Below are 23,538 nucleotides of genomic sequence, written 5' to 3'. Positions count from 1 at the left end.
ACGCTGCTGCATAAAGGGTGCATGGAGCGCTCACCTCAACAGAGAGGGAGCGCCATCATGCAAGTAGGTGTTTATGGATGACGGGATTGCCACCGCGTGAAAATTCTCTCGTATAACCCGGGCCATGATGGCGCCATTGTACTGCTTCAAGATGGACATTTGATAATGTCTATCGAAGCGGAAAAAAATTCGAACTATCGGTATTCATCACTTGCTATTCCGGATGTTTTGGATGCGATCGGTGAGCTAGAAGACATCCCTGATGTCATTTGTGCCGGGGGGTGGTGGCCTCGTGATCATAATGAGTATCTATATGGCTCCAAAACGAATGTCGGATATCGTGGTGTATCCGATAACGATGTCATCGTAAGCCAAAGACGTTTCCTAAAACGAGATGTGAAGTACTTTTCATCCTCACACGAACGCGCACACTTACTTTGCGCCTTTGGCATGTCTGCTTTCCCAAAAGGAACTCCTTGCTATGCCTTAGTGTGGGAGGGCGGCATCGGTGCTTTTTACGAGATTGATTCAGAACTGAACATCACACTGGTTGCCGACGTTCTAGGTCAGCCGGGTAATCGATACGGTCTGCTCTATGGCCTAGCCGATCCGACCTTTCCAAAAAATGGAGCGTATCCCCGGAACTCAGATGCGGGGAAACTCATGGCGCTGGCATCATATTCGAATCGGAGCACGCCTTCCGTTGAAGAGAAGAAGTTGCTTAATTTTCTATTAAGTGGCCCGTACCAAGCACTCGACTCTTACGAGGGCATTGAAAGCGCGCCTCACTTCAATGTCGGCCTGGAAGACCATGAGTTTAGAAACTTTGCAGGAATTTATAGCGATGCGATATTCGATATCTTCTATCGGTTCGCGAAAAAACATTTGAAAAAGAAGCTTCCACTAGTTATTTCCGGTGGATGCGGGTTGAATTGCGACTGGAACACGAAATGGAAGGAGACTGGTCTTTTTTCGGAGATATTCGTGCCTCCGGTCGCCAACGATTCTGGCTCCGCCATAGGCACGGCCGTCGATGCGCAGTTCCGCTTTACTGGTAATCCTAAGATCGAATGGGATGTCTATGCTGGGTTGGCGTTTGGTACGCTCGGCGCATTCAATGCTGATAGATATGACATCCGAAATGTCGATTCCGCTGCAATCGCCGATATGCTGGCGAGCGACCTCATCCTCGGATGGGTAAGCGGCCGATACGAGATCGGCCCACGCGCACTTGGCAACAGGTCCATCTTGGCTACCCCGTTCCGAGATAGCACTCGAATCCGACTGAACGAGATCAAGCAGCGCGAACAGTTCCGTCCGATTGCACCTGTATGCCTCCAGGATGATGCTGAGAGATGGTTCGGATGCACACACGAAAGTCCGCACATGCTTTTCACTCATCGTGCAACGACGAAAGCTCTAGCAGCCGTCACGCATGTGAACGGGACGGCCCGTATCCAGACCGTCACCTCTAAAACCAACAAAAGACTTTATGACTTGCTTGTTGCGTTTAAAAATCGCACTGGGTACGGAGTGTTGTGTAACACGTCCCTAAATTTCAACGGGAAAGGCTTCATCAACAACATTGCTGATCTCGATGCCTACTGCGTTGAGCACGGATTGGACGGGTTCGTGGTTGAAGGGCGGGCATATCTGCTAAAGGTTTCCCAGCGATATCAAGCATACAAGGCGGTCGCGGACTCTTCAGTTTTGACGACCCGCTAACTGGGCGAAGACTAGCGGTAGTTGCGCCACGCGTCACGCCGGAAGGGGCATCAGTCGGACGCCCCAATCCGATGTATGCCCCTTACTGAGTAAGCGAACATTATGGATTCATACCCACTGGGATTCGAGGAGGACGATCGTCTGCGATCCGCCTTTATCCGAAACCTCACGCTGCATCAGCTGAACCGCTCGGCAACTTCGAATGTTACCGGATCGAACCTGGCTTCGAGTATTCCGAAGACACTCGTACAGTACTGGCACGATCCGCATGATGTGCCGGAAGACGTTCAAGCCTGTATTAACAGTTGGAAGAGGCTAAGCGCGGAGGGTTTTGCATTCCGGATGTTTAACGACGTATCCGCTGCCGAGTACATTACTGAGTGGTATGGAAAGTCGGAGCAAGAGGCATTCGCCCGATGTCGCCATCCGGCAATGCGCTGCGACTATTTGCGGATGTGCGTCTTGGTTGCAGAAGGTGGACTTTATGTCGATGCAGATGACGTACTGCTTGGAGACAACTGGAGAGACCTTTTCCATGACAGCGCGCTTAAGGTCCAGCCGCTTTGCTACGACATCCCATCTAGCAGCATGGTGCCAGCGTCAGAGATCTGGCGAAGTGATCTGCCGACAGACGAACGCATCTTTTATGTCAACAACGATCCAATAGCTGCGCCAGCCCATCACCCCGTACTGAAGCGAGCGCTGTCTCGCTCGACCGAGAAGCTTTTAGGCAAAGCTCGTTTCCCAGAGATCCAAGAGACGACTGGTCCCGGAAATATCACCGCTTCTTTAGCCGCGCACGCACGTGATCTGATTATTAGGGGGGCACCTCTCGACTTCGAATTGTTAAATGACTGGGAGTCAATTGCGCAAACACGTTGGGACCTTTCCTACCGTAACGACGCCCGCAACTGGCGCAACATGGACTCCCATTGAGGCTATCTGGAGTAGGAAGTTTCGATGAATCTTAGGGACGCCTCGGGCATATTGCGTGGGATAGCATTTCGGTTGCTACGTGCCATTGCTAGCATTTTTCCGGGTGGGAAAATCTCGGCTTTTGGTACGGGCGAAGGACTGATCAACTCGATTTTAATCATCAACCTTGACCGGCAACCGCGGAGATGGCGGCGTGTAGTCCGAGAACTCAGGCGGTTCCGCACGGCCGACGATGTTTCCCTTGCCTCTATAGCTCGACGATTCGCGGCAGTGGATGCTCGCGACGGCCGCGCCGTCGCCGCAACTGCCGATGTCGACTCGACATACCGCATTGGTGACCAACTATACGTCCAGCCGGATGCAAGGCTTGAGGAGTGCTTTCCCATCAACGAGCCGATAAAAATGACGCGGCAGGAAATTGCTGTAGCGAGGTCGCACGTGGAGGTTTGGAAGACCATCGCATGCGGGGCAGACAATTATGTGCTGGTGCTCGAGGACGACGTTTGGTTCACAACAGGTGCAGCGGCAGCAATCTCCTGTGGCTGGCGTGCCGCCATTCAACACTGTTGGGCAGAAGGAGGTCCGCGTTTGTTGTATCTGTCCTATGAAGATGCCGGGGGAACAGCAGAACGTGTTGACCTCTGCGATGCTCTTTTCCGACCGGTGCGGGGACTTTGGTTTCTCTCCGGCTACATCTTGTCGCGTGAGGGTGCGGCAGCGCTGCTACGGGCAATGCCCGTTATTGGCCCTGTGGACATGTGGTTAAACTATCGCTTTGGTGAGCTCGGTGCACTCGCCCTCTCCTCGCCTGTGATATTACAGCGACAGGACAGCGGCTCGGACAATTCCTATTCCGTGCTTCCTTACCTAGCGCGAGCGGGGATTGTTGATGCAGGCTCGGGCCCTATGGCACCCGAACGGGCGGGGGCGTTGTCGGTGTTGGCCTGGACCACCCGCGGTGAGCATGAACCGCTCGCAATGGCTTTGTCGATGTTGGGGTTGCGAGTGCGGGTGTTCGATGGTGATGAAGACGCAATTCGACCGCAAGACTTGTTGGAGCTTTTCGAGATGTTCGACGCTCTCGTTGACGCTCCACTAACGCCGGAGGCCATGGAAGCCATGACCGCAAGGACTGACGTAAGATTTCTTATGGAAGCGAAGGCAGTGTTTCGGTGCGAGACACGGCAGGGGGCTCTACCGCCTTCGCGCACCGCGATTCTGTCGTATGACGAGTCAGAGAGTGGATTGTGGGAACCGATCTGCAGTCTTCTCAGACTCACCGAGCCCGTGCAGTCTTTCCCGGTTGGAACACCACGGAGCCTGAGGATGTTTCGAGTCGGTAGAGAGGACGGCGCGCACCGGATTGCCCCGTCGCATCCCCAGCAGATTTCTTTGCTAGATGAGTCACCTTGGGTCCTCTCGGCAAAATATGGGTGGCAGCCGAAAGTACCCTCGAATCGCCCCATAACACCTGTAGGGGAGCTGCTCGTTTTCTCCGAAATGACTACAGCGACCTCGTCTTTTTCCGCGCTCATCGAGACTTTTCCGGGGAATTTGGTCTCGTTTTCGCAGGATGCTCTCGTTCATGATAAGGACGGTGCCCATCTCATCGTCAGCAAGGTTGCCAATGGAACCAGGCAGTACCGTTCGGGAGCCTTCGCGTCAAAACGACTGTTCGGATACGGTCGCTTTGAGGCTGAGATAAAAGCCGCCAGCGGATCTGGCCTCATCACTGGTTTTTTCCTTCACCGAGATGCACCGAGGCAAGAGATTGATGTAGAACTGGCAGGAGATGATCCTCGAAGCATGCTGGTAAACGTCTACTTCAACCCAGGTGACGATGACGCAGCAATGAACTTCGGCTATAGGGGTTCGCCTTGCCGTATCGACCTCGGCTTCGATGCTACTTCGGACTTCCATGTCTACACGGTTGACTGGCGACCGGACCGTATCACATGGTCAGTGGACGGCCATGTCGTGCATGAGCGTGTAGGCTGGGACCCCACTCCAATTCCACATCTTCCAATGCGACTCCACGCAAACCTCTGGGCTCCTCGGTCCGAAGAGCTCGCAGGACGACTCGATCCCCATCTCTTGCCAGCGATAGCGCGTTTCAAAAATGTCTCGGTGTGGGCGTGACTCAAATCGTAGTTACACGGTGGCGTGTGCAAAGTGAGGTTAAAACCCTCTAGCCGGAATTAGTCGCACCAGGTCCACCTAAGCCCCCCATACCCAAGGATGGATTCTGACCTAGGAGTTGCTGTGTATGCGTGCGTAATTGCATTCCACTTGACCACCCGTTTGCAATGCCACTGACCAGTCAATTGCATTCGACCTGACCAGGCGTATGCGTTGGTCTTGACCAGCACGCTAGGAGTCTTTCACCGGCAGAAGTTGGCCGATTGTGTTGAAAAAGTCGGCTTCGGTTTCCACTGTAGAAAAGTTCGCACCCGAGATTGAAATCTGTGTTTTTGGCAGAAGGTTCACGACTCGGATTTCACGTAGCAGCACGCAAAACAGGTGTTTTACCTATCTGTATCCGAGCGCTTTGGACAAACCGACTTTTTCAACACAATCGGCCAAAAGCGGACAGTTACGCAAAGTTAGCAACCCTTCCTTGAAGCGTGATGGCGTCTACGAAACTAGGGGCGATTCACACCCTTATCCTCAATCATCTCAAAGTAGGTGCCGCAGGGGCTGATTTTGGTTACAGCTCCAGACAGCAATGTTCCGTCTGGTAGAATAATTTGCGCATGACTGATAGCAGGCGATTTCAGCAAATCCACACCTAAGTTAGCCACCTGGACGCTCGTTTTTTTGGCTAGTTCTCGACAGATCAAAATCGGCTGGGCCGAGTACTTCGCCTGACGGCCGAGACCAGGGGCAATACCATAGGTCAGCGTAAGGTCGACCTCGCAAGATATTTCTGTTGGTAACTCGTTGCTTTTCATCATTGTCTCCTACTTCTTCTTGATTGGCATGGCCTCAAAATCGCCGCTGCTACGATACGTGAAGTGATGTATGTATGGGTAAGGTCGTCGTTATTTCGACGTTGATGTGCTGACTGGAGGTTTAGCATGGCGTGCGCTATATAAGTTTCCTCTCGGCATCCGAACATAGATGGTGTTAGATTCACGAACGCTCAAAGGAAAGCAGCCGGCCTGTGTGCTCAGCACCAAGTTGTCCCGGCCACACTTAGGAAGAGGTGATCATGAAGCTACAGGCATATCGGCTGCAGAACTATCGCCGACTGCGCGACGTCGTCATTGAGCTTGACGATGAGATTTCCATCTTCGTTGGCGCCAACAACAGCGGCAAGACGTCTGCCGTACAAGGCCTGTACTCGATGCTCCGTGGCGAAGCGAAGAAGTTCGAACTCTTCGACTTCAGCGCGGCGTTGTGGGCCGAGATCGACGCCATCGGCAGGACGCCTCCAGGCGATGAGGACGCGCCCAAGCAGTTGCCGTCCATTCTTTTGGATCTCTGGTTCCGGGTCGGTGAAGACGACCTCGCCACTGCAATGTCGCTTCTTCCGAGCACGGAGTGGGACGGTAAGTGCGTCGGGATCCGGGTGGCGTTCGAGCCTCAGGACGCCCATGCACTCGTCCGGAAGTTCCACGAACTGCATGAAAAGGCCAACAACGCTGCGAACGCACTGGTGGCCAGACGCAGTGTAGGCGCGGAGGCAGGTGCGGAAAATGCGGCGGCGGTGGTAGCGGTTCCCGGCGAGTACAAGCCCTGGCCGGAAAGTCTGACGAAGTACCTCACCAAGGAACTGAGCAAAGAATATACGTTCCGCTACTACGTGCTCGATGAGCGCGCATTTGTCGGCTATCAGCCAAAGGAAGTTGATTATGCGCCGCTGCCCCTAGGCAAGGAACCGGGTGGCGCGGCGATTCTCAAGTCTCTGGTGAGGGTGGACTTCCTGCGCGCGCAGCGGCACCTCGATGACCCGGATGCTGGCAGCTCCGACCGCGCCGAGAGCTTGTCGCGACGTCTGAGCCGTTTCTATCACCGCAATCTGGAGAAACGTGGCGACGACCATGCAGCGCTCAAAGCGCTCGATACCTCGGAGAAAGAACTGAACTTCCACCTGAAGGAAGTCTTCAGCGACACTCTCAAGCGCCTCGCCAAACTCGGCTATCCAGGCGTCAACAACCCCGAGATCGTGATTCGGGCGGCCTTGGATCCGACCACCGTCCTGGGGCAGGATTCCAAGGTTCACTACGTGGTTCCTGGTGCGATCACCGCGCAACTGCCCGACAGCTACAATGGCCTGGGGTTCAAGAACCTAGTCTATATGGTGGTTGAACTCCTCGACCTGCACGAGCAGTGGAAAGTCGAGGAAGACAAGCGGGCGCCACTGCATCTGGTCTTCATCGAGGAGCCTGAGGCGCATCTGCACGCTCAGATCCAGCAGGTCTTCATCAGGAATGTTTTGCGCCTCCTTGAGGATGCCAACGATCACGCAACGTTTTTCCACACGCAGCTCGTTGTCACCACGCACTCCCCGCACATTCTCTATGAGCGCGGGTTCTCTCCCATCAGGTACTTTCGCCGTGTTAGCGACCAGTTGGACCATAACACCGAGGTAAGGAATCTTTCGCTCTTCAAGACGGGCGCGGCCGACGCTCCAGCGCGCGAATTCTTGCAGCGGTATCTGAAACTGACACACTGCGATCTCTTCTTTTCCGATGCTGTCATCCTGGTGGAGGGCAATGTCGAGCGCCTGCTCTTGCCAGCCATGATCGAGACGGCGGCCAAGCGCCTGCGTTCCTCCGCCCTAACCATCCTTGAAGTCGGTGGCGCGTTCGCGCATCGGTTCCAGGAATTGATTGCCTTCGTTGGACTTACTACGCTGGTCATCACGGATCTGGACAGCGTAGCGGTCAAGACGGATGCCGAGAATGCCGCCGAGCAAGACACAGGAGCCGGTGCCGTCGACGGAGATAACGAGGAAGACGACCTGAAGCCCTTCGAGCTCGAAGACGACGACGAAGCAGCACCGGGCGGAAAGAAGAAGTCCAAGAAGCGTGGCAGCACCTGCCATGCTCACGTGGAGGGTGCGTTCACGTCCAACCAAACCCTTATCAGTTGGATCCCTAAGAAGCGGTTGGTTGCCGAACTCTGGGAAGTCACGGCGGAGCAAAAAACGCTGTCGCTTGCCGAGGGGACCAGCGCTGAGGTTCGGGTGGCCTATCAAACCAAGGTTTTGGTGACGGTGGGCGCCACGACCTCGCAGCTCTGCGGCCGCACGCTTGAGGAGGCCTTCGGTCTTGAGAACTCCGACTGGTGTCAGGCTGAGGCTAACCGGGCGGTCGGACTCAAGCTGAAGCGCGCACCAAACAGCCCTGAAGAACTGGCTGAGAAGTTGCACGAAAGGGTGATCGGCAAGAACTTCGACAAGACTCGCTTTGCGCTGGAGGTCCTCGCAAGCGGGCCGCTCAACTGCTGGAAAGTCCCCACGTACATCGCCGAGGGCTTAGCCTGGCTCGAAACCAAAGTGGCCCACGAGATTGAGGCGGACGCGGCTATTGCCAACGAGGTCGCGACAATTGAGCCGACTGCAGCCGGTGTTGTCGCCGTTATTGCAGGCGCGGGGCAGACGACATGAGCAGACGAATTGATAGCCCAGACACCGGCGCCGACCGCGAGATCCACGCGTGTATTACCGAGACCCCCCCGCAGCCGTTCGTGGTCCGCGCCGGCGCAGGTTCCGGCAAGACCACCTCCCTTATCAAGGCGCTGGACTGGGTGATCTCAGAGCACGGCGCCAGCATGCGGGCGAAGAAGCAGAAGGTCGCCTGCATCACATATACGGACCTCGCCGCCAAAGAAATCTTGGCGGATGTCAACGACGACCCGCTGGTTCATGTCTCGACCATCCACAGCTTCTACTGGTCTATTACCAAGACGTTTCAGGCGGACATTAAGGTTTGGCTACAGAACGACATCCGCAGGCGGATCACCGAACTGGAAGAAGAATTCAAGAACTACAGCTCGCGTGTCCGGCAGACTACACGCGACAGGAACAAGGCTGACCAAGAGCGTTATGCCCGAAGCCTGGAGGCTATTGCTGGCGTCAAGACTTTCAACTACGGCGTGGGCAGTGACTACGCGAAGGGCGTCCTCGGCCACGAGGACATCCTTCAGCTCGCCGATTTCCTGCTGCAAAATCGCCCGCTGTTCCGACGGGTCGTAGCGCTGAACTTCCCGTTTGTGTTCATTGACGAGAGTCAGGACACGTTCCTGAGCGTAGTGAAGTCCTTCAAGGAAGTGGAAGCCCAGATGCGGCGCAAGTTCTGTCTCGGTTTTTTTGGCGACCCGATGCAGGCGATTTTCATGAGAGGGGCGGGGGACATCCCGCTTGAGGACCATTGGCGGGCCATCACGAAACCAGAGAATTTTCGCTGTGCCAAGCAGATCCTTGACGTTGCCAACGCCGTGCGTGCGCAGGGCGACGGCATGGAGCAAGTCCGCGGGCTGCACGAAAGGGTTGATGGAGAACTCAAGCCGGTGGAGGGCTCGGCCCGGATGTTCATCCTGCCGAACACGCTGAACCGAATTGAGGCCCTGGCGAGAGTCCGGGCGTGGAGTGCGGCGACGAACAACGACGAGGGTTGGACGACCCCAGACATCGCGCTCAAGATTCTTGTCATCGTGCACCGCATGGCCGCAAACCGGCTCGGCTTCGGTGGCATCTACTCGGCGCTGAACGATAAGACATCGGAGGGCATGAAGCAGGGGATGCAGGATGGCACCGGCTGGCCCGTTCGACCGTTCCTAAGTTTTGCGCTACCGATCGTTGCCGCCGTGAAGGCCGGCAACGAGTTCGCGGCAATGAACCTGCTCCGGAAGTTCAGCCCGCGCCTGGCGCCAGGGGCTCTTACCGGCCGACGTGCCGCGGCTGTATTGCGAGAGCTGCACGCTGCTATGTCTAGACTTGTCGCCATGCTGGACGAGGCAGGGACCACCATTGGTGACATAGCACTCCATCTCTGTGACACGGGTCTTTTCGAGTTCGACGATCGCTATGCGCGTGTTCTCGGATTTGTCAGGGATGTTGCAGACGCTGCCCAGGAGCCCGAGGCTGCTGATGCAGTTCCGGCCGAAGGACTATCCTCAGATGCGGCAATGGCCAAGTTCTTCAAGTGCTCTGCACAAGAGCTTTGGCCCTATGAGCGCTATGTCTCAGAAGGGTCTCCCTATGCTACACAGCACGGTGTGAAGGGAGCGCAGTTCGAACGCGTCATGGTGGTGATGGACGAGGAAGAAAGCGACTACCGAACGTACAACTACGAACGTGTCTTCGCGAGCGCTGAGGCCCGTGCTGCAGATCGTGCACGAGCACTAGGCGGTGATGAAAACACTTGGAGCCGAACGCTGCGACTGCTTTACGTCTGCTGCACTCGCGCCCAGCGGGGGCTGGTACTAACGTTCTTTGTCGCCGATCCGACGACCACCTTGGAAAATGTCGTGGCGAGCGGGATCTTGCCGCGAAGCGCAGTCTTTACACAGGAAGTTCTAGCTGGATGGCCATAGACAAATGATTGCCTGACCTACTTGAAGCAAGAGCCGAGCGGTAGGCTCCCGCCGTGGCAAGTGGTAGCTGCCGTGTGGTAACTCTGCGGGTGTGATCGACAGCAATTGGCCGTTTTCTGCCCGTCGTGAGAGTCAGAAAACGACCCAAAGCTGCCCGTCACGGATTACAGCAATCGGTTTGGAGCAGACATTAAGGCTAGGAAAAATAACCCTACACTCCATTTTCTAGGATCAAAGCAACTGGAGCGAAACGACAGTGCGCTCAATGTGTGAATGAGTTTCTAAAAGCTCTGCTGCTGACTTTAAAACGCCGCATGCTAGTCCGACCACCGCAACACGATTCCATAGCGCTGGCGGCACAGGTTGATCATTGAAATCAGCATCATCCCGAGCCACTTCGTCTGAATAGGCGAAGTATTCGCCGATGGTCTGAGAGGCAATTAGCTCCTCCACTGGCCCCAATCCACCCGGTAACCCTATGCCATATTGCAGCCTGGTAGGCTCATGGGTCTCGATGTCGAAGCCAGCGAAGACTGGGCCACCAAGCTTAATTCCCCCAGCCTGAGGAAGCGCAACAGCTGCATCGAAAATTTGCCCCTGGACCACTACCCAGGAATGATCAAACCGGTAGCCATCACAGAAGACTTCACCAATCATGATTTCCGAATCAATCCCATGCTCTTTGAGCAGGATGCTTAGCATCGCGGAGCTTGAATGGCAGGCCCCACCCCAGCCGGTTCCATAGATGTGTTCCAGTACGCAGCGAAACACACATTCCAGCGCTATTGTTGGGTCTACAGTCTTCGGGGAAAAGTGATCCATGATGTCCTTATGTATAAACCTGACCGGCCTGGAATGGCTCGCACGATAAATGGGGGCTCCTTCGCGCTTCTGCAAGGCTGTTGACAATACATTTGTGGGGCTGCCATGGCCGATTTCTGCCGGTCAAGGCTAACCAGTGTGCTGGTCAAGTAAATGCAAGCAACCGGTCAAGTCCATGCGATTACGCATATGCGCAAGTGCTTAGGGACGTCAGCTGAAAAAAGGTCAAACGCGATGCAGCTAATAGAGGGTTGGACAATGCAATGACGTATGGGCACCCCCTAGATTTTTCGCGGGAAAATGGAGGTGAAGTATGGACATCAGAGATCAGAGTCAACAGCAGACCATGACTGCTCTGTGGCTATGTCCATAGTTCACAATCTTTCCTTTACATCGACGAGATTTTTTGTGACCTGACCGGCATGCCCGGCAACCTCACAACTTTTGGGCGGCAAATACGAGCCAAGGTCCTGAAGTACACGGGTATTCCAGTTGGCGTGGGCATTGCCCACACGAAAACCCTGGCAAAACTCGCCAACCACACGGCCAAACGCCTGCAGGCGCAAACTGGTGGCGTGGTGGATCTGTGCGATCCCTTCAAACGCGATTGGGCTCTGCGTAACACCGCAGTGGAGGAAGTATGGGGTATTGGCCGCCGCATGACGGCGCACATGCATGCCTTGGGCATCCACTCTGCAATGGACCTGGCTAAGGCCGACCCGGTCCTGCTCGGGCGCAAATTCAGCGTCGTTCTAGAAAAAACCGTGCGCGAACTCGCTGGCACCTCGTGCTTAGCCCTGGAAGAAGCTGCACCGGCAAAGCAGGAGATCTGCTGCAGCAGAATGTTTGGCATACGGCTGGAAACAATTGAGCCAATCAAGGAAGCGGTTGCTACCTATGCGCAACGGGCTTCGGAAAAACTTAGAGCCCAGCATTCACTGTGCAAAAAGATCCGCGTCAGCATTCGCACCGGCATGTTTAACCCCGAAGAGGCTCGTTACGCTAACGGTGTATTGGTGGAGCTTCCCTATCCCACCAATGACGTGCGTTTAATCACTAAGGCGGCAACACAGGCGGTGGAACGCCTGTTCCGCCCAGGGTTCCGATACAGCAAGGCTGAGATTTTGTTGATGGATCTTCGCCAACCAGGTGAATTCACTGACGACCTGTTCGCGCACACGCAACCAGCTGCAGCGGACAAGGTGATGAGCGTACTCGATGAAATCAACAGCCGATGGGGCCGTGGAACGCTACGCGCTGCAGCGGTGCCTGCTGCACCGGCCTGGGCAATGCGTCGTGAGTTGATGAGCCCGAACTACACCACCAGGCTTGATCAGCTCTGGACGGTAAATGCCAATTGAGGCGTCAGGATTGAGGGAGTTTCAAAATGTGCAGTCATTACGAAGCACCGGCGCCGCAGCGGGTAGCAGACACCTTCGGCGTTGAACCTTATGAACAGGGTAAGCTGAATCTGTGGCCAGGTTACATTGGGCCCTTCATCCGTAGCGCGGAACACGTCGACCTCGAGGCAGAGTCGCCGGCGCCGAATGAAGTACTAGCTGGTTCGTTCGGCCTGGTCCCTTCATGGAGCAAAGACACCAAAATTGCACGGAAAACCTACAATTGCCGATCAGAGACCGCGAGTGCGAAGCCGTCTTTTCGCACCGCTTGGCGTCAGGCCCGCCACTGCATTATTCCAGCAGCAGCCATTTATGAGCCTGACTGGCGAACGGGAAAATCCATACCCACGCGTATAGTTAGGTCAGATGGAGAGTTGATGGGAATCGCCGGCCTGTGGGAGGAGTGGCACGAACCTGGTACCGACAGGATCCTGCACAGTTTTACGATGCTCACGATCAATGCCGATGACCATCCTTTCATGCGCAACTACCATAAACCCGAAGATGAAAAGCGCATGGTGGTTATCCTTCCCAAGGGACTTTATGGCGATTGGTTGAAAGCCTCGACTAGCGATAGTATGGAGTTCATGCGTCAGTATCCGGCTGATCGCATGGTCGTAGCGATGTGATATGGCGCTGCAGAAGATGCATAATCCGCCAGGTGAAAGCGAGAGTGACTGTATGACCCGAGACGAAATGCTAAAACAGATACAGGAGCGGTTTGAGCTGCACCTGCAATTGACCCCCTATTCTGTGAAAGCATACCCAGCAGAGCCAGAGCCCGAAACGAAACCTCGCAATAAGGAATCGAGCCAGCTTGATCAGTCGTCCAAATATCACCAAGAGTAGCCGACCGCTCAATCCTATTTGACGGCCAAACAAGCCGCTATACGAAGAGCTTAGAAGCTGGAAATGTAGATACAATGTATAGACAAAGCTCTGGTGTTTCCTATGCGATGTATATACAATGTTTCTACATCATGAGGTGATTTATGGAAGTAAAAATTCAGCTGTGGGGAAATAGTGCAGCGATTCGCCTGCCAGCAGCGGTACTTAAGCAAATGAGTCTGGCCAACGGCGACGTGCTGATGCTTGATGCATCGGAAGACGTAATGACGCTCAAGCCTGCTAAAGCCAAGCTGCATTATCGACTAACCGATCTGATGGCCAAGTGTGATTTGAATGCGCCGGAGCCCGCAGAACTGGCCGAGTGGAACGCCATGCAGCCAGTAGGGCGTGAAGCTTGAAGCGGGCCAAATTCAACCGGGCGGATATTGTGCGCCTGAACCTGAATCCAACCGCTGGCCGCGAGCAGCAGGGTGATTTTCGTCCGGCGCTGATCCTCACACCTGCGGTTTATAACGCATCTGGCCTCGCGGTCATTGCGCCGATCACGCAGGGCGGCGATTTTGCCCGGTACGCCGGTTTCGCGGTGCCGTTGAGCGGGTCAGGCAGCGAAACGCAGGGGGTTGTTCTGTGTAACCAGATCCGCACTGTTGATCTTGAGGCCCGTGGAGCCAAGCGCATTGAGTCGGCTTCAGAGGTGGTGATTGACGATGTGCTGGCCCGCGTCCAGGCGCTCTTTGAATAACTAAAAAAATCCCGCAGTACACTCAGTAAAGGTATGCCGGGTTGGCCGGCACGCCGCAAGGCCAGGATGCACCTCGGCTTTCATATCAATTAAGGACGACGATATGTCCAGCGCTGCAATGAAGTACATGCCAAATAATGCGAAACCTTTGTTCGTAACTACTGCTGTAATCGCGCTCGCGGTCATTGTTTATATCGTCCAGCGTGACGAGGCTCAACAACTTGCGGAGCGTGATGTTCGATGCCAGCAAGAGCAGGCCAATCCTTCTGTCACCTTTCAGAAGTCCGCAGATTGCATCATCTGGCGAAAGCCGGGTAACTATTAAAGGATGGGCTCCGATATGTACGATAAAACGACCCCCGAAGAACGTCGCCACACAGAACTGCTAAAGGCCATTGACTCGGTCAAGGCTCCTTTGTCAGTAATGGCACTAATAGGTCTTCTCGATGAACTGTATTCGAAAGAAGAACGAAAAGTGCTGTATTCTGAGTATGAAGCGCTACGCAAAGCAAGCTATGCTGGTTATGAGGCCCTTATGGCCGCAGGCGCGACGGTGGAGCCCGGCATAGGCTGGGACGCGCGCGTTAAGAAATACGGTGAAGCTGCTGCAACTGAACATATGCGCCCCCATATGGAAGCGCTAGAGGCAAAAAAAGCAGTCGACCAAAACCTGACAGACTTCGAAGTGAAGCATCCACAAATCAAGCGTCTATTTTGGCTAAAGAACCAAATCGGGAAAGGCGCTTACGAATAAATAGGCGCCCGTGCGAAGAGCAGACTAGATGACCAGTGAGGACTTCAGCGCCGGGCTTTGGGCCCGTAGCCGTCCATGAAGTAGGCATTACCTGCCCGATTGAAGGAAAAGCTTATGAATCGCGAAATCGATGACCTGCTGCAGCGGGCATTGGACAGTTCAGCTAAAGCAAGCTCGCTGATTCGCAAGCTGGCAACAAGCTCGCCGCACGCTTCCCTGGAGGCACTGGAAAAACATGTGGCCGCGTTGCAGGCCGTCCGTAACGAGTTTGCCTATCGAACCGGCCGTAGCGCGCTGGAATAGGTAGGAACATCAAATGACTATTCAATTCAAAGGAGCATTGCTAGTCCTCATTTTTGCGGTACTGATAACTTGGATGATCTCAGGCATGTTCAGTGGCATCGAAAAATTGAAAGCTGCTCAGCCCGCAGTCAAGCACCAGGCACTCTAGCCTTAAGGTGAATAGTTCGAGGAAAAGTCTCTATGAGTGCGCTGAGCAACTACAATCGGCAAATTCATTTGATGCGTCAGATTCACGAAGCCAGCTACTACATAAGCAAAGCAGAAGAGCTTGGTCACCCTCATCTCTGGAATTCATACATCGCGATCCTAGACTTCTTGGGATACTTCAAAAGTGCACTCAATTCGTATGCGAAATGCTTTGTGGAGGTAGGGAAGGGGCGAAGCAAGCTCGAAGCGTCCTCAATTTTTAAATCGGAGCCAGCGTACCTGGAACAACACAAAAAAATTATGGATTTGCGCCACACCTACGTAGCGCACAATGACGAAAACGAGTTTGAATCGGTGACAGTTCATGAGGAGGACGCGCCAGGAGAGCTTATGCTTCACCTGCAATACAAAATTTCTTTTCCTTTTGATCGCCTGTATGAACTTCGTAAGTTGATCCGGATAGTAGAGCTTCATATTGTTGACCGTCAAAAGGGACACCTAGCTGCGATTGGGCGCGAGGTTGGGAAACCAGTGCGAGTTTTAGAAGGAAATGAGTTGTGAAGAGCGATCTCTAAATAGAGCGCCCACCTGCAAGTCGAAATGAATAGGAAATGACTTGATGAAAGTGAAAACGCAAATACCTGTTTTCAAAACACCACGCGATATCGCGCTTAAGCTGTTTCGCGAAGCTGGACGGGTGTGGAACGCGCCAGATTTGCAGTCCATGGGTGACCACCTCTTCAATTTTTGTGTGACTAACTCGTCACTTCGAGATTGGTTACTGAAATCAAAGGGGATAACGGGAGACCACGTCTTTTTCGAATCTTGGCGCGCAAAAGCGAGCGGTTTGTTTGGCGAGTGCGCAGACATAGCCAATGCTTCCAAGCACCTTGTTGTGAAAAAGACTGAGGTTACAGCCGTTACGGAGAACCTGGTGGGTCTCGGTCCGAATGGAGTGATTGCAGGTTCAGAGCAGACCAGGGAGACCTTCAACATTGTGTTGAGCAGTGGCATTACGATTGATTTGCTTCTTTTCATTCACAAAATTTGTATGGAGTGGGAAGGAGAGTTTAGTTCTGATCCAGACCAGAATCCGCTGCCGCCCCACGGCAGTTTTCTACTTACTCGGGCCTAAGAAAAAATCCCCCATGACGCAGCTGATCGAGGCGCTACGCGCAACTGCCACCAAGTGGCGAGCAGGCAACAAAGAGCACCCTGATGGTGTTGTGCTGGTTTGGGAAGGTGAGGTCTACGGCTGGAAAAACGAACTGCGTGATCCGGCAAGCGAACGCCCAGGTTCATACGCTGTAGACATGACCGGCTTGGTCTTCAAGGCCGAAGGCGGCGACGACTACAACGGTGCGAAAGCGTGGATAGCGGTTGACCCTGACGCGCACTAGGAAAGCTTAAGCAAGCTCAATGATTCGCAAGCTGACAACAATCTGGCCGCACGCTTTCTCAGAAGCACTGGAAGAGTGCATATAGCTGCGTTGCAGGCCATTCTAGATGAACTGATCGACCGTGCCGGTTGTAGCGCGCTGGAATAGGTAGGAACATCTCACCATGGAATATCACAACCAGTAGGAGAACTATATATGAATGGGCTTCTTGAGAATGGAGTGATTCCGCTATGTATAGGACTACTCCTGTTGAGCGGTGCTTTGTGGGTCTTTCAAGTCGCCATGGGCTAAGTACTGCACGAGCGTCGACGTAACCAACATTAGCGGAGATAAGCACATGCTCAACACCCCTCAAACAGCAGCTGCAGGTGATGGGTGACCTCATCCAGGACATGGCCAACGTGCTGGAGGATGGTACCGATGATGCGCCCTTGGCCTTCTTCGAAGCCTGTGAGGATCTGCAGCTGCAAGTCACTCAGTTGATGCACGCGACGTTCCTGGCTGTGCAGCAAAAGCCAGAGCCTAAGCTTTAGTACTTCACTTTGTACGTCGGTGAATCCTCCGGCCGCTGACCACGTCGGTCATACAAGCGGGTGGTGCTGATATTGGCGTGCCCCAGCCACACCTGGACCTTGGCGATATCGGCGTCATGCTCCAGTGCATTGGTTGCGGCCGTGGCACGCAGACCATGCACACCCAGCCCGTCGACTTGGATGCCTGCAGCCTTTGCCCACTGCGCAACCACCTTATAGATGCCATCGGCGCAGATCCCGGTACCGGTGGTGCGACCGCGGATCGAGCGAAACAGGGGGCCATTGCCCGGTTCGCGGGTGATGTCCCGTTCCAGATACGCATGAATGCGCTCGGCCGCGACCGGGTGCAATGGTAAATAGCGAGTCTTACCGCCTTTCCCTCTTACCTGCAGGTGCTTGATACCGCGACGGTCCTGCAGGTCGCCGGTCATCAGCTTAGCCGCTTCCTCGCGGCGTAGGCCGTGGTACAGCAGCACGGCCAAAATAGCGCGGTCACGCATGCCCTTGAGCGTCCAGCCATCCGGCGCGGACAATAGCAATTTAGCCTGGTCATCCCCGAGTGCAGGCGTCTTGCCTTCGTTGGTTTCAATCCGTGGCCGTTTCACGCCGTGCACGGGGTTGCCGCCGGCGACTGCATTGTTCTCCAGGAGGTGATCGAACAGGCTGGCCAGCGCGGCCAGTTTGCGCCGGATAGTGGCCCCGGCCAGGCCCCGGGTTTCCAACTGGGCGCGCCAGGCCAGCACGTGCGCGCGGGTGACCGCGCGGAATTCCTCGGCACCGGTGAGCCCGACAAAGCCGCAGAAGTCTTCCAGGTCATTTTGATAGGCGCGGCGGGTGCGCGGGTTGTCGATATTGGCGAACCATTCCACCGCTGCCGGCACACCGGCCAGCTGCTGGAATTCCACGGCGCTCAGCCGACGTTCACCGATCGGCAACAGCACGGCCGTGGACTGGGGGGGAGTGAGGTCGGTCATGGAATGCCCGGCCCTGCAGGTCGACCAGCCGCGTGTTCAGCGGCGACCCACTCCCAGTATTCACGGATCAGACGTTTGTCTTCGGCCTCGGGCACCAGGTGCTGCCAGCGCGCTTGTTCCAGCTCCATCGCCTGGATGCCGCGCAGCTCGTCCTCGATCACGGCGCCGGCCGCAGCAAATCGCCGGCGGGCCCGGTCCCAGAACCCGTCGGATGAGGTGTACTGGTACAGCGGCACAATCGGCACCTGGTGCGTGCGCCACAGGAGCCACAACACGGCCATACCCATGCCCTGCCCCTGCTGCGCCGGCTCAATTTCAAGCATGTTGATGTACAGCCGATCGCCCAGCGGATTGATGCCGTAATCGACGTGGCCAACGCGATGGCCACCGACCTCGATATCGTCCAGGTAGTCGGTACCGGGAAACACGAAGTTGCCCCGGGGGGATTCTTGCCGGCGGTTCACCAGGTACACGCATGCTGCCGCTTCATTCAGGGTTTTTACTGCGCGTCTACGGAAAAAGGCGTGCACCGGCTCAAAAATCGACATACGGCCACCCCTGTTAAAAAGTCGTGATAACGTATTTCTTGCATTAGTAAGCAGCGATCGATGCTTGATGCGTCGTGGAAATCGCCGGCGTCAGAGGTGCCGAGCGGGTCGCGGTCCCTGACCTCCTACGGTGTACAAACCCAGGCTCACTGCGGCATTTTCGAGGCTATTTTCCTAAGCATGAAGGTCTCGCGCTGAATAGACTGGCCCATTGAAGATTCCTGTCGTTGCATGACGGCTTCGTTGTGGCTGATAGCGTCGGCCAGATTGATCCAGACAGGCCGCATACCATTAGCAATTTCGTGGCTCTCCATTCTCACCTGCTCCTGGTAAGGACCTATCTCGCACAGATAAAAGTGCGAGGTCATGTGCATCAGGTCATAGCCGGGCTTCAGGTGAGGCCTGTACTCCTCAATGTAGCCGTAGTGCTGTAGCACCTGTATTTCACAAGCGCCCGTTTCTTCCTCTAGCTCACGCTTCAGCCCCGCGACGATGTCCTCGTCACCGTCAAGGCCGCCCCCGGGGAAACTGAAGTCGTTGTAGCGTTCGGTAAAAAGCAACAGGATCTGCTCACCGCGCAAAACGATGCCGCGAGCAGCGTGACGACGAAATACTCGACCCTGGGTGGATGCGAGCTGTGGGTGAACAATTTCAGTGATGAGTTGCATGTGGTCTCGCTACAGGTGGATCAGTTAATCATTGCCTGACCTGGCCATCGCAAGCCTCAATAATGGAAGCGATGGCCAACGACAGTTGCTTAGCGAAGCAGTAGCACCGGAAGTGAAGTTGTCCGCAATATCGTCGTGGTGGTGCTGCCTACCAGAAGGCTCCTGATGCGTGAGTGCCCATACGCGCCCATCACAAGAAGATCGATGCCCTGCTCGACTTGATACGCCTGCAGAACGGTCTCGACATCCCCTTCAATCAGCTCGGCATTGACCTGCAATCCAGACGCGGCGAGTGTACTGCGCGCCATAGCCAGGCTGGTTTGATTATCTGCCGACTCCTTGCCGACCATAACGATATGCAGCGCCAGGCTCTTACAGATCGGGCTTGAGGCGAGGGCCTCGATTGTGTTCTGCGACGTGGCACTCCCGTCGAATGCGAGCATGACCTTTTCTGGTTTCTTGAAGCTGCTGTTCGCGATCAGGATTGGCTGGTGGAAGGCGCGAATAACCGACTCAACCCGACTCCCGATCGCATGCGGATCCCGCTCGCTTCTCTCACCGGCCCTTCTGATGACTAACAAGCGGATGTCGTCGTTGAGATCAGTCAAAGTATCGACAAGATCATCATGACGCTGTTTCAGGTCAGGCAACGTGGCACCCGAAAGGACCGAGCGGTCGCGAGCGGTTTCAAGCATGTGATGCCCATGCTCAAGAGCTAGCTTTGCGCGCTGAGCATCCAGTGCAGCCAGGTCTTTCAACAAATGTTCTCTGCTACCGAGACCTATGTTGCCGCTCAGATCAGCAGAAACAGGATATCTATCTTCGTCCAGCACGTGGAGCAGGGTCAGTGGAGCGCTCAGTCGCAGCGACGCCCATGCTGCGTAGTCACAAACGGTTAGTGTCGAGGGTGAGTTATCAATGCAGGCCATTACGTGGGTCATTGTCAATCTCCTTAGTGTCTCATGAGCTTGTCGATGGCACCGGGTTTGTCATGCACCCCGAAGCGGTCAACGATGGTCGCACTGGCCTCGTTGAGGCCTAAGACTTCAACGTCAGCGCCTGCACGGCGGAACTTGATCACGACCTTGTCCAGCGCAGCGACTGCGGTGATGTCCCAGAAGTGGGCTTGAGTCAGATCGATCGTGACTTTCTTGAGCGCTTCCTTGAAGTCAAACACGCCCGTGAATTTGTCAGCAGAACTGAAGAACACTTGGCCTACGACTCGGTAGGTTCGGTGCAGCTCCGCCTCTTTCAGGCTGCTTTTAATGTCGAGGTAGTGGCCGACCTTGTTTGCGAAGAACAGTGAGGCCAGCAGCACACCTACCAGCACGCCGTAAGCCAAATTGTGCGTGGCCACAACGACCACGACGGTGGCGATCATGACGAGGTTGGTCGACAGAGGATGCTCTTTGAGATTGCGCAGTGAGTCCCAGCTGAAGGTGCCAATGGACACCATGATCATGACTGCTACCAATGCCGCCATGGGGATTTTGGAGAGCCATTCGCCGAGGAACACCACCATCAGCAGCAGGAATATACCGGCGCACAATGTTGAAAGTCGGGTACGGCCACCGGACTTCACGTTGATGATGGACTGGCCAATCATGGCGCAGCCTGCCATGCCACCCAGCAAGCCAGCCGCGATGTTCGCGATTCCCTGACCTTTGCACTCGCGGTTCTTGTTGCTGGTGGTATCGGTCAGGTCATCGACGATGGTGGCCGTCATCATGGATTCGAGCAGACCCACAACGGCCAGCGCGGCGGAGTACGGGAAGATGATGCGCAGGGTTTCAAAATTCAACGGTACTTCAGGCCATAGGAAGATGGGCAGAGTGTCAGGTAGCTGCCCCATGTCACCCACAGTGCGGATGTCCAGTCCCAGATAAATGGCGACGACGGTCAGGGCAAGAATGCACACAAGGGGGGAGGGAAGCAGCTTGCCAATCTTCGGTACATACGGGAACAGGTAGATGATCCCAAGGCCAGCTGCAGTCATGGCGTAGACGTGCCAGGTGACGTTGGTGAGCTCAGGCAGCTGCGCCATGAAGATCAGGATTGCCAGCGCGTTCACGAAACCGGTCACAACTGAGCGCGAAACAAAGCGCATGAGTGAGCCCAGCTTGAGGTAGCCGGCAAGGATCTGAAGCACCCCGCACAGCAACGTCGCTGCGAGCAGGTATTGAAGTCCATGATCTTTCACCAGCGTAACCATGAGCAGTGCCATAGCGCCGGTGGCTGCCGAGATCATCCCAGGACGACCGCCGACGAAGGCGATAACCGCACATATGCAAAAGGATGCGTAGAGACCGACCTTGGGATCAACGCCGGCGATGATGAAAAGGCGATGGCTTCAGGGATCAGCGCCAGGGCGACGACGATACCCGCGAGCACATCTCCACGGATGTTGGAAAGCCACGTTTGTCTTAGTTTTTGCAGCATAGAAAATTATCCAGGGCAAAGCATCGCGCACGCCAAAGGGAAGGCGGGCAGGTCGATGCAAAAAGGCATCCGTGCTTAATACCTGGGAGGCTTCCCGAATGCGACGTTCTGTCGTTTCCGGGATAGATCTGTTCCCCCAACCGTCTCGCTTATATCCAAGAATCCTCGAAGCTTTGCGAGAGTCACAAGTCCATGCGTACAATCCCCCCTGGGTGCGTAAGGCAATGTGCTGATCCGCAGGTTAAATTCCAATACCGGTCGGGCCGCCGGTGAGGAATACTCGTGCCTGCACCAAACACGCCCGCATCAACTGTCATCCCTCGACCGCAGATACTCACCAGCCGAGCACTGGCTGCGGTCGAGCGCTTCAGTCATATCGAAGCCCTCAGTGGCGTCGTTCTTGTAATAGCCGCTATCGCTGCACTGTTCTGGGCCAACAGCTCGCCCAGCGTTTCGTACGAAGCCTTTTGGCACACTCCAGTTGCCATCACCGTCGGATCTTTCAGCGTGGGCCAGTCGCTGCACTTCTTGGTCAATGACGGCTTGATGACCATCTTCTTTCTCGTGGTTGGAATGGAAATTCGCCAAGAGATACAAGACGGCGCTTTGTCCAACGCAAAGCTGGCAACGCTCCCGTTAGGCGCGGCGCTGGGTGGAGTGCTGGTTCCTGCCGGAATCTACCTTGCTTACAACATGGGTACGGCGTCTGCCCACGGTTGGGCAGTCCCGACCGCAACCGATATCGCGTTCGCGGTGGGAGTTCTGGCTCTGCTGGGCAAATCCATCCCAGCCAACTTGCGAGTTTTCCTGCTAGCCCTGGCGATCATCGACGACATCGCTGCAATCCTTATCATCGCGCTGTTTTACACCGCGAGCCTGCATCTTGTGGGTCTGGCGATCGCAGGCACAGGTCTCGCGCTTGTCTTTGTGATGCAGAGGATGGGAATCGGCTCGGCTTGGCTGTACCTGCTGCCGGGCGCGATTGTCTGGGGAGGCCTTCTCAAGCTCGGTGTACATCCAACACTGGCCGGTGTGATCCTTGGGCTTGTAACCCCAGTATGGTCTGCACCGTCCCGCGAGCGGCCTCTCGAAATCATGTCTCAGGCATTCCGAGATCTCACGCACCGGGTAGACCAGGGCGAGAAGAAGGTCTCAGCACCCCTCAAGCAAATTCGGCTCGCCGAGCGTGAAGTGATGCCCCCTGTGCAACGAGTTCAGGAGGCTCTCCATCCGTGGGTAGCTTTCGTGATCATGCCGCTGTTCGCACTGGCGAACGCTGGGGTCAATTTCCATGGCGCTCAGCTCAGCGATGCGGCTGTGATTCCGGTCGTTTATGGCGTCGTTACGGCGTTGGTGTTTGGTAAACCCATCGGCGTGGTGCTCGCTACCTTCCTCTTAGTTCGCACCGGGCTGTGCAAACTGCCAGAACAGGTGACTTGGCGCGGAGTGATGCTCGTAGGTCTGCTCGCCGGCATTGGCTTCACGATGTCGATTTTCATCGCGGGCCTTGCCTATGACGACGACCGTTTATTGGCAGCAGCGAAGCTGAGCGTGCTGTGCGCTTCTTCTGCGTCTGCAGTGGTGGGTTTGCTGTGGGGCTTTTTCAACTTCAGAAAGCCGGCCAGTCGTTAGGGAAACTCTGAAAAAGACTTTCTGATTTGGCAAAATACCGCGACCCCACCCACCGAGTTTCCCGATGAAGCAGATGACCTTCGCCGACGCCGAGTACGCTGGCAAGCGCAAGCAAACCCGCAAG

23 protein-coding genes and 2 pseudogenes are annotated in these 23,538 nt (G+C 55.3%); 18 read left to right on the top strand and 7 right to left on the bottom strand.

Features of this window, described 5'->3' with window-relative positions; all coding sequences use genetic code 11:
* Window positions 1–165 precede the first annotated feature (165 nt).
* The 3 genes from JFT66_RS24765 to JFT66_RS24755 all read left to right on the top strand — a co-directional run bounded on the left by JFT66_RS24765 (window position 166) and on the right by JFT66_RS24755 (window position 4,800).
* Complete coding sequence (locus JFT66_RS24765) at window positions 166–1,725, top strand: carbamoyltransferase C-terminal domain-containing protein (protein ID WP_198860362.1); 1,560 nt, start codon at window positions 166–168, stop codon at window positions 1,723–1,725.
* A 102-nt stretch (window positions 1,726–1,827) separates the two neighbouring features.
* On the top strand, window positions 1,828–2,661 hold the full coding sequence (locus tag JFT66_RS24760; RefSeq protein WP_060765378.1) for a glycosyltransferase family 32 protein: 834 nt from the start codon (window positions 1,828–1,830) through the stop codon (window positions 2,659–2,661).
* Window positions 2,662–2,685: 24 nt separating this feature from the next.
* A complete protein-coding gene (locus JFT66_RS24755) occupies window positions 2,686–4,800 on the top strand; it encodes a family 16 glycosylhydrolase (RefSeq protein ID WP_198860361.1) in 2,115 nt (704 codons plus the stop codon).
* A gap of 503 nt (window positions 4,801–5,303) precedes the next feature.
* Here the strand turns inward: JFT66_RS24755 and JFT66_RS24750 are convergent.
* Window positions 5,304–5,612, bottom strand: coding sequence for a hypothetical protein (locus JFT66_RS24750; protein WP_060765376.1), 309 nt, complete (start codon window positions 5,610–5,612; stop codon window positions 5,304–5,306).
* Window positions 5,613–5,872: 260 nt separating this feature from the next.
* Here JFT66_RS24750 and JFT66_RS24745 point away from each other — a divergent pair, with 260 nt between their 5' ends.
* Both JFT66_RS24745 and JFT66_RS24740 read left to right on the top strand, forming a co-directional pair.
* Entirely contained in the window at window positions 5,873–8,275 is a 2,403-nt protein-coding gene (locus JFT66_RS24745; protein ID WP_198860360.1) for an AAA family ATPase, read from the top strand.
* Entirely contained in the window at window positions 8,272–10,203 is a 1,932-nt protein-coding gene (locus tag JFT66_RS24740) for a UvrD-helicase domain-containing protein (RefSeq protein WP_060765374.1), read from the top strand. Before JFT66_RS24745 ends, JFT66_RS24740 begins: the two co-directional genes overlap by 4 nt.
* A gap of 231 nt (window positions 10,204–10,434) precedes the next feature.
* Here JFT66_RS24740 and JFT66_RS24735 read toward each other — a convergent pair whose 3' ends face one another.
* Window positions 10,435–11,025, bottom strand: a complete 591-nt coding sequence (locus JFT66_RS24735) for a hypothetical protein (RefSeq protein WP_096143128.1) — start codon at window positions 11,023–11,025, stop codon at window positions 10,435–10,437.
* A gap of 392 nt (window positions 11,026–11,417) precedes the next feature.
* Between JFT66_RS24735 and JFT66_RS24730 the strand changes: the two are divergent.
* The 12 genes and pseudogenes from JFT66_RS24730 to JFT66_RS24680 all read left to right on the top strand — a co-directional run.
* Window positions 11,418–12,386, top strand: a pseudogene (locus tag JFT66_RS24730) (DUF4113 domain-containing protein); the annotation flags it as partial.
* A gap of 26 nt (window positions 12,387–12,412) precedes the next feature.
* Window positions 12,413–13,054: an SOS response-associated peptidase gene (locus JFT66_RS24725; protein WP_057710711.1), complete on the top strand. Its 642-nt coding sequence runs from the start codon at window positions 12,413–12,415 to the stop codon at window positions 13,052–13,054.
* A 363-nt stretch (window positions 13,055–13,417) separates the two neighbouring features.
* Window positions 13,418–13,672, top strand: a complete 255-nt coding sequence (locus JFT66_RS24720; protein ID WP_057710713.1) for an AbrB/MazE/SpoVT family DNA-binding domain-containing protein — start codon at window positions 13,418–13,420, stop codon at window positions 13,670–13,672.
* The gene (locus JFT66_RS24715; protein ID WP_057710714.1) at window positions 13,669–14,016 is read left to right on the top strand and encodes a type II toxin-antitoxin system ChpB family toxin; all 348 of its coding nucleotides are present in this window, start codon (window positions 13,669–13,671) and stop codon (window positions 14,014–14,016) included. The genes JFT66_RS24720 and JFT66_RS24715 overlap by 4 nt, the downstream gene beginning before the upstream one ends.
* A 103-nt stretch (window positions 14,017–14,119) precedes the next feature.
* Window positions 14,120–14,341, top strand: a complete 222-nt coding sequence (locus JFT66_RS24710; RefSeq protein ID WP_197882525.1) for a hypothetical protein — start codon at window positions 14,120–14,122, stop codon at window positions 14,339–14,341.
* A gap of 15 nt (window positions 14,342–14,356) precedes the next feature.
* Window positions 14,357–14,770, top strand: coding sequence for a hypothetical protein (locus JFT66_RS24705; RefSeq protein ID WP_057710716.1), 414 nt, complete (start codon window positions 14,357–14,359; stop codon window positions 14,768–14,770).
* 114 nt (window positions 14,771–14,884) lie between these two features.
* Window positions 14,885–15,073 carry a hypothetical protein gene (locus tag JFT66_RS24700; protein WP_057710717.1) on the top strand — a complete coding sequence of 63 codons (189 nt, stop codon included), beginning with the start codon at window positions 14,885–14,887 and terminating at the stop codon, window positions 15,071–15,073.
* A 13-nt stretch (window positions 15,074–15,086) separates the two neighbouring features.
* Window positions 15,087–15,221: a hypothetical protein gene (locus tag JFT66_RS30065; protein ID WP_269476466.1), complete on the top strand. Its 135-nt coding sequence runs from the start codon at window positions 15,087–15,089 to the stop codon at window positions 15,219–15,221.
* 32 nt (window positions 15,222–15,253) lie between these two features.
* Complete coding sequence (locus JFT66_RS24695; RefSeq protein WP_057710718.1) at window positions 15,254–15,781, top strand: hypothetical protein; 528 nt, start codon at window positions 15,254–15,256, stop codon at window positions 15,779–15,781.
* 58 nt (window positions 15,782–15,839) lie between these two features.
* Window positions 15,840–16,355 carry a hypothetical protein gene (locus JFT66_RS24690; protein WP_057710719.1) on the top strand — a complete coding sequence of 172 codons (516 nt, stop codon included), beginning with the start codon at window positions 15,840–15,842 and terminating at the stop codon, window positions 16,353–16,355.
* 13 nt (window positions 16,356–16,368) lie between these two features.
* Window positions 16,369–16,620 carry a hypothetical protein gene (locus JFT66_RS24685; RefSeq protein WP_057710720.1) on the top strand — a complete coding sequence of 84 codons (252 nt, stop codon included), beginning with the start codon at window positions 16,369–16,371 and terminating at the stop codon, window positions 16,618–16,620.
* A 371-nt stretch (window positions 16,621–16,991) separates the two neighbouring features.
* Window positions 16,992–17,153 (top strand): hypothetical protein, encoded by a 162-nt coding sequence (locus tag JFT66_RS24680; RefSeq protein WP_167348427.1) that lies wholly within the window; start codon window positions 16,992–16,994, stop codon window positions 17,151–17,153.
* Here JFT66_RS24680 and JFT66_RS24675 read toward each other — a convergent pair.
* The 5 genes and pseudogenes from JFT66_RS24675 to JFT66_RS24655 all read right to left on the bottom strand — a co-directional run bounded on the left by JFT66_RS24675 (window position 17,150) and on the right by JFT66_RS24655 (window position 21,782).
* Window positions 17,150–18,127 carry a tyrosine-type recombinase/integrase gene (locus JFT66_RS24675; protein WP_057710721.1) on the bottom strand — a complete coding sequence of 326 codons (978 nt, stop codon included), beginning with the start codon at window positions 18,125–18,127 and terminating at the stop codon, window positions 17,150–17,152. The two genes, JFT66_RS24680 and JFT66_RS24675, sit on opposite strands and share 4 nt — an antisense overlap.
* On the bottom strand, window positions 18,124–18,675 hold the full coding sequence (locus JFT66_RS24670; protein ID WP_057710722.1) for a hypothetical protein: 552 nt from the start codon (window positions 18,673–18,675) through the stop codon (window positions 18,124–18,126). The genes JFT66_RS24675 and JFT66_RS24670 overlap by 4 nt, the downstream gene beginning before the upstream one ends.
* 146 nt (window positions 18,676–18,821) lie before the next feature.
* Window positions 18,822–19,343, bottom strand: coding sequence for an NUDIX hydrolase (locus tag JFT66_RS24665; protein ID WP_198860359.1), 522 nt, complete (start codon window positions 19,341–19,343; stop codon window positions 18,822–18,824).
* Window positions 19,344–19,432: 89 nt separating this feature from the next.
* A complete protein-coding gene (locus JFT66_RS24660; protein WP_198860358.1) occupies window positions 19,433–20,284 on the bottom strand; it encodes a universal stress protein in 852 nt (283 codons plus the stop codon).
* A gap of 11 nt (window positions 20,285–20,295) precedes the next feature.
* Window positions 20,296–21,782: pseudogene (locus JFT66_RS24655) on the bottom strand (SulP family inorganic anion transporter).
* Between the two features lie 282 nt (window positions 21,783–22,064).
* On the opposite strand from JFT66_RS24655, the gene nhaA reads away from it, so the two are divergent.
* Window positions 22,065–23,414 carry a Na+/H+ antiporter NhaA gene (nhaA, locus tag JFT66_RS24650; protein WP_198860357.1) on the top strand — a complete coding sequence of 450 codons (1,350 nt, stop codon included), beginning with the start codon at window positions 22,065–22,067 and terminating at the stop codon, window positions 23,412–23,414.
* The last annotated feature ends 124 nt before the right edge of the window (window positions 23,415–23,538 follow it).

Origin of the sequence: Pseudomonas sp. MF6755 (genome assembly GCF_016405635.1) — a bacterium.
Taxonomy (GTDB): domain Bacteria; phylum Pseudomonadota; class Gammaproteobacteria; order Pseudomonadales; family Pseudomonadaceae; genus Aquipseudomonas; species Aquipseudomonas haemolytica.
The sequence above is the reverse complement of the archived record's forward strand: the minus strand, read 5'-3'. Positions and strand labels throughout refer to the sequence as shown.

Bases quoted from the DNA above. Each gene is read 5' to 3' on its own strand.
- JFT66_RS24765 (WP_198860362.1), top strand. From the start codon at position 166: ATGTCTATCGAAGCGGAAAAAAATTCGAACTATCGGTATTCATCACTT.
- JFT66_RS24760 (WP_060765378.1), top strand. From the start codon at position 1,828: ATGGATTCATACCCACTGGGATTCGAGGAGGACGATCGTCTGCGATCC.
- JFT66_RS24755 (WP_198860361.1), top strand. From the start codon at position 2,686: ATGAATCTTAGGGACGCCTCGGGCATATTGCGTGGGATAGCATTTCGG.
- JFT66_RS24750 (WP_060765376.1), bottom strand. From the start codon at position 5,612: ATGAAAAGCAACGAGTTACCAACAGAAATATCTTGCGAGGTCGACCTT.
- JFT66_RS24745 (WP_198860360.1), top strand. From the start codon at position 5,873: ATGAAGCTACAGGCATATCGGCTGCAGAACTATCGCCGACTGCGCGAC.
- JFT66_RS24740 (WP_060765374.1), top strand. From the start codon at position 8,272: ATGAGCAGACGAATTGATAGCCCAGACACCGGCGCCGACCGCGAGATC.
- JFT66_RS24735 (WP_096143128.1), bottom strand. From the start codon at position 11,025: ATGGATCACTTTTCCCCGAAGACTGTAGACCCAACAATAGCGCTGGAA.
- JFT66_RS24725 (WP_057710711.1), top strand. From the start codon at position 12,413: ATGTGCAGTCATTACGAAGCACCGGCGCCGCAGCGGGTAGCAGACACC.
- JFT66_RS24720 (WP_057710713.1), top strand. From the start codon at position 13,418: ATGGAAGTAAAAATTCAGCTGTGGGGAAATAGTGCAGCGATTCGCCTG.
- JFT66_RS24710 (WP_197882525.1), top strand. From the start codon at position 14,120: ATGTCCAGCGCTGCAATGAAGTACATGCCAAATAATGCGAAACCTTTG.
- JFT66_RS24705 (WP_057710716.1), top strand. From the start codon at position 14,357: ATGTACGATAAAACGACCCCCGAAGAACGTCGCCACACAGAACTGCTA.
- JFT66_RS24700 (WP_057710717.1), top strand. From the start codon at position 14,885: ATGAATCGCGAAATCGATGACCTGCTGCAGCGGGCATTGGACAGTTCA.
- JFT66_RS30065 (WP_269476466.1), top strand. From the start codon at position 15,087: ATGACTATTCAATTCAAAGGAGCATTGCTAGTCCTCATTTTTGCGGTA.
- JFT66_RS24695 (WP_057710718.1), top strand. From the start codon at position 15,254: ATGAGTGCGCTGAGCAACTACAATCGGCAAATTCATTTGATGCGTCAG.
- JFT66_RS24690 (WP_057710719.1), top strand. From the start codon at position 15,840: ATGAAAGTGAAAACGCAAATACCTGTTTTCAAAACACCACGCGATATC.
- JFT66_RS24685 (WP_057710720.1), top strand. From the start codon at position 16,369: ATGACGCAGCTGATCGAGGCGCTACGCGCAACTGCCACCAAGTGGCGA.
- JFT66_RS24680 (WP_167348427.1), top strand. From the start codon at position 16,992: ATGGGTGACCTCATCCAGGACATGGCCAACGTGCTGGAGGATGGTACC.
- JFT66_RS24675 (WP_057710721.1), bottom strand. From the start codon at position 18,127: ATGACCGACCTCACTCCCCCCCAGTCCACGGCCGTGCTGTTGCCGATC.
- JFT66_RS24670 (WP_057710722.1), bottom strand. From the start codon at position 18,675: ATGTCGATTTTTGAGCCGGTGCACGCCTTTTTCCGTAGACGCGCAGTA.
- JFT66_RS24665 (WP_198860359.1), bottom strand. From the start codon at position 19,343: ATGCAACTCATCACTGAAATTGTTCACCCACAGCTCGCATCCACCCAG.
- JFT66_RS24660 (WP_198860358.1), bottom strand. From the start codon at position 20,284: ATGACCCACGTAATGGCCTGCATTGATAACTCACCCTCGACACTAACC.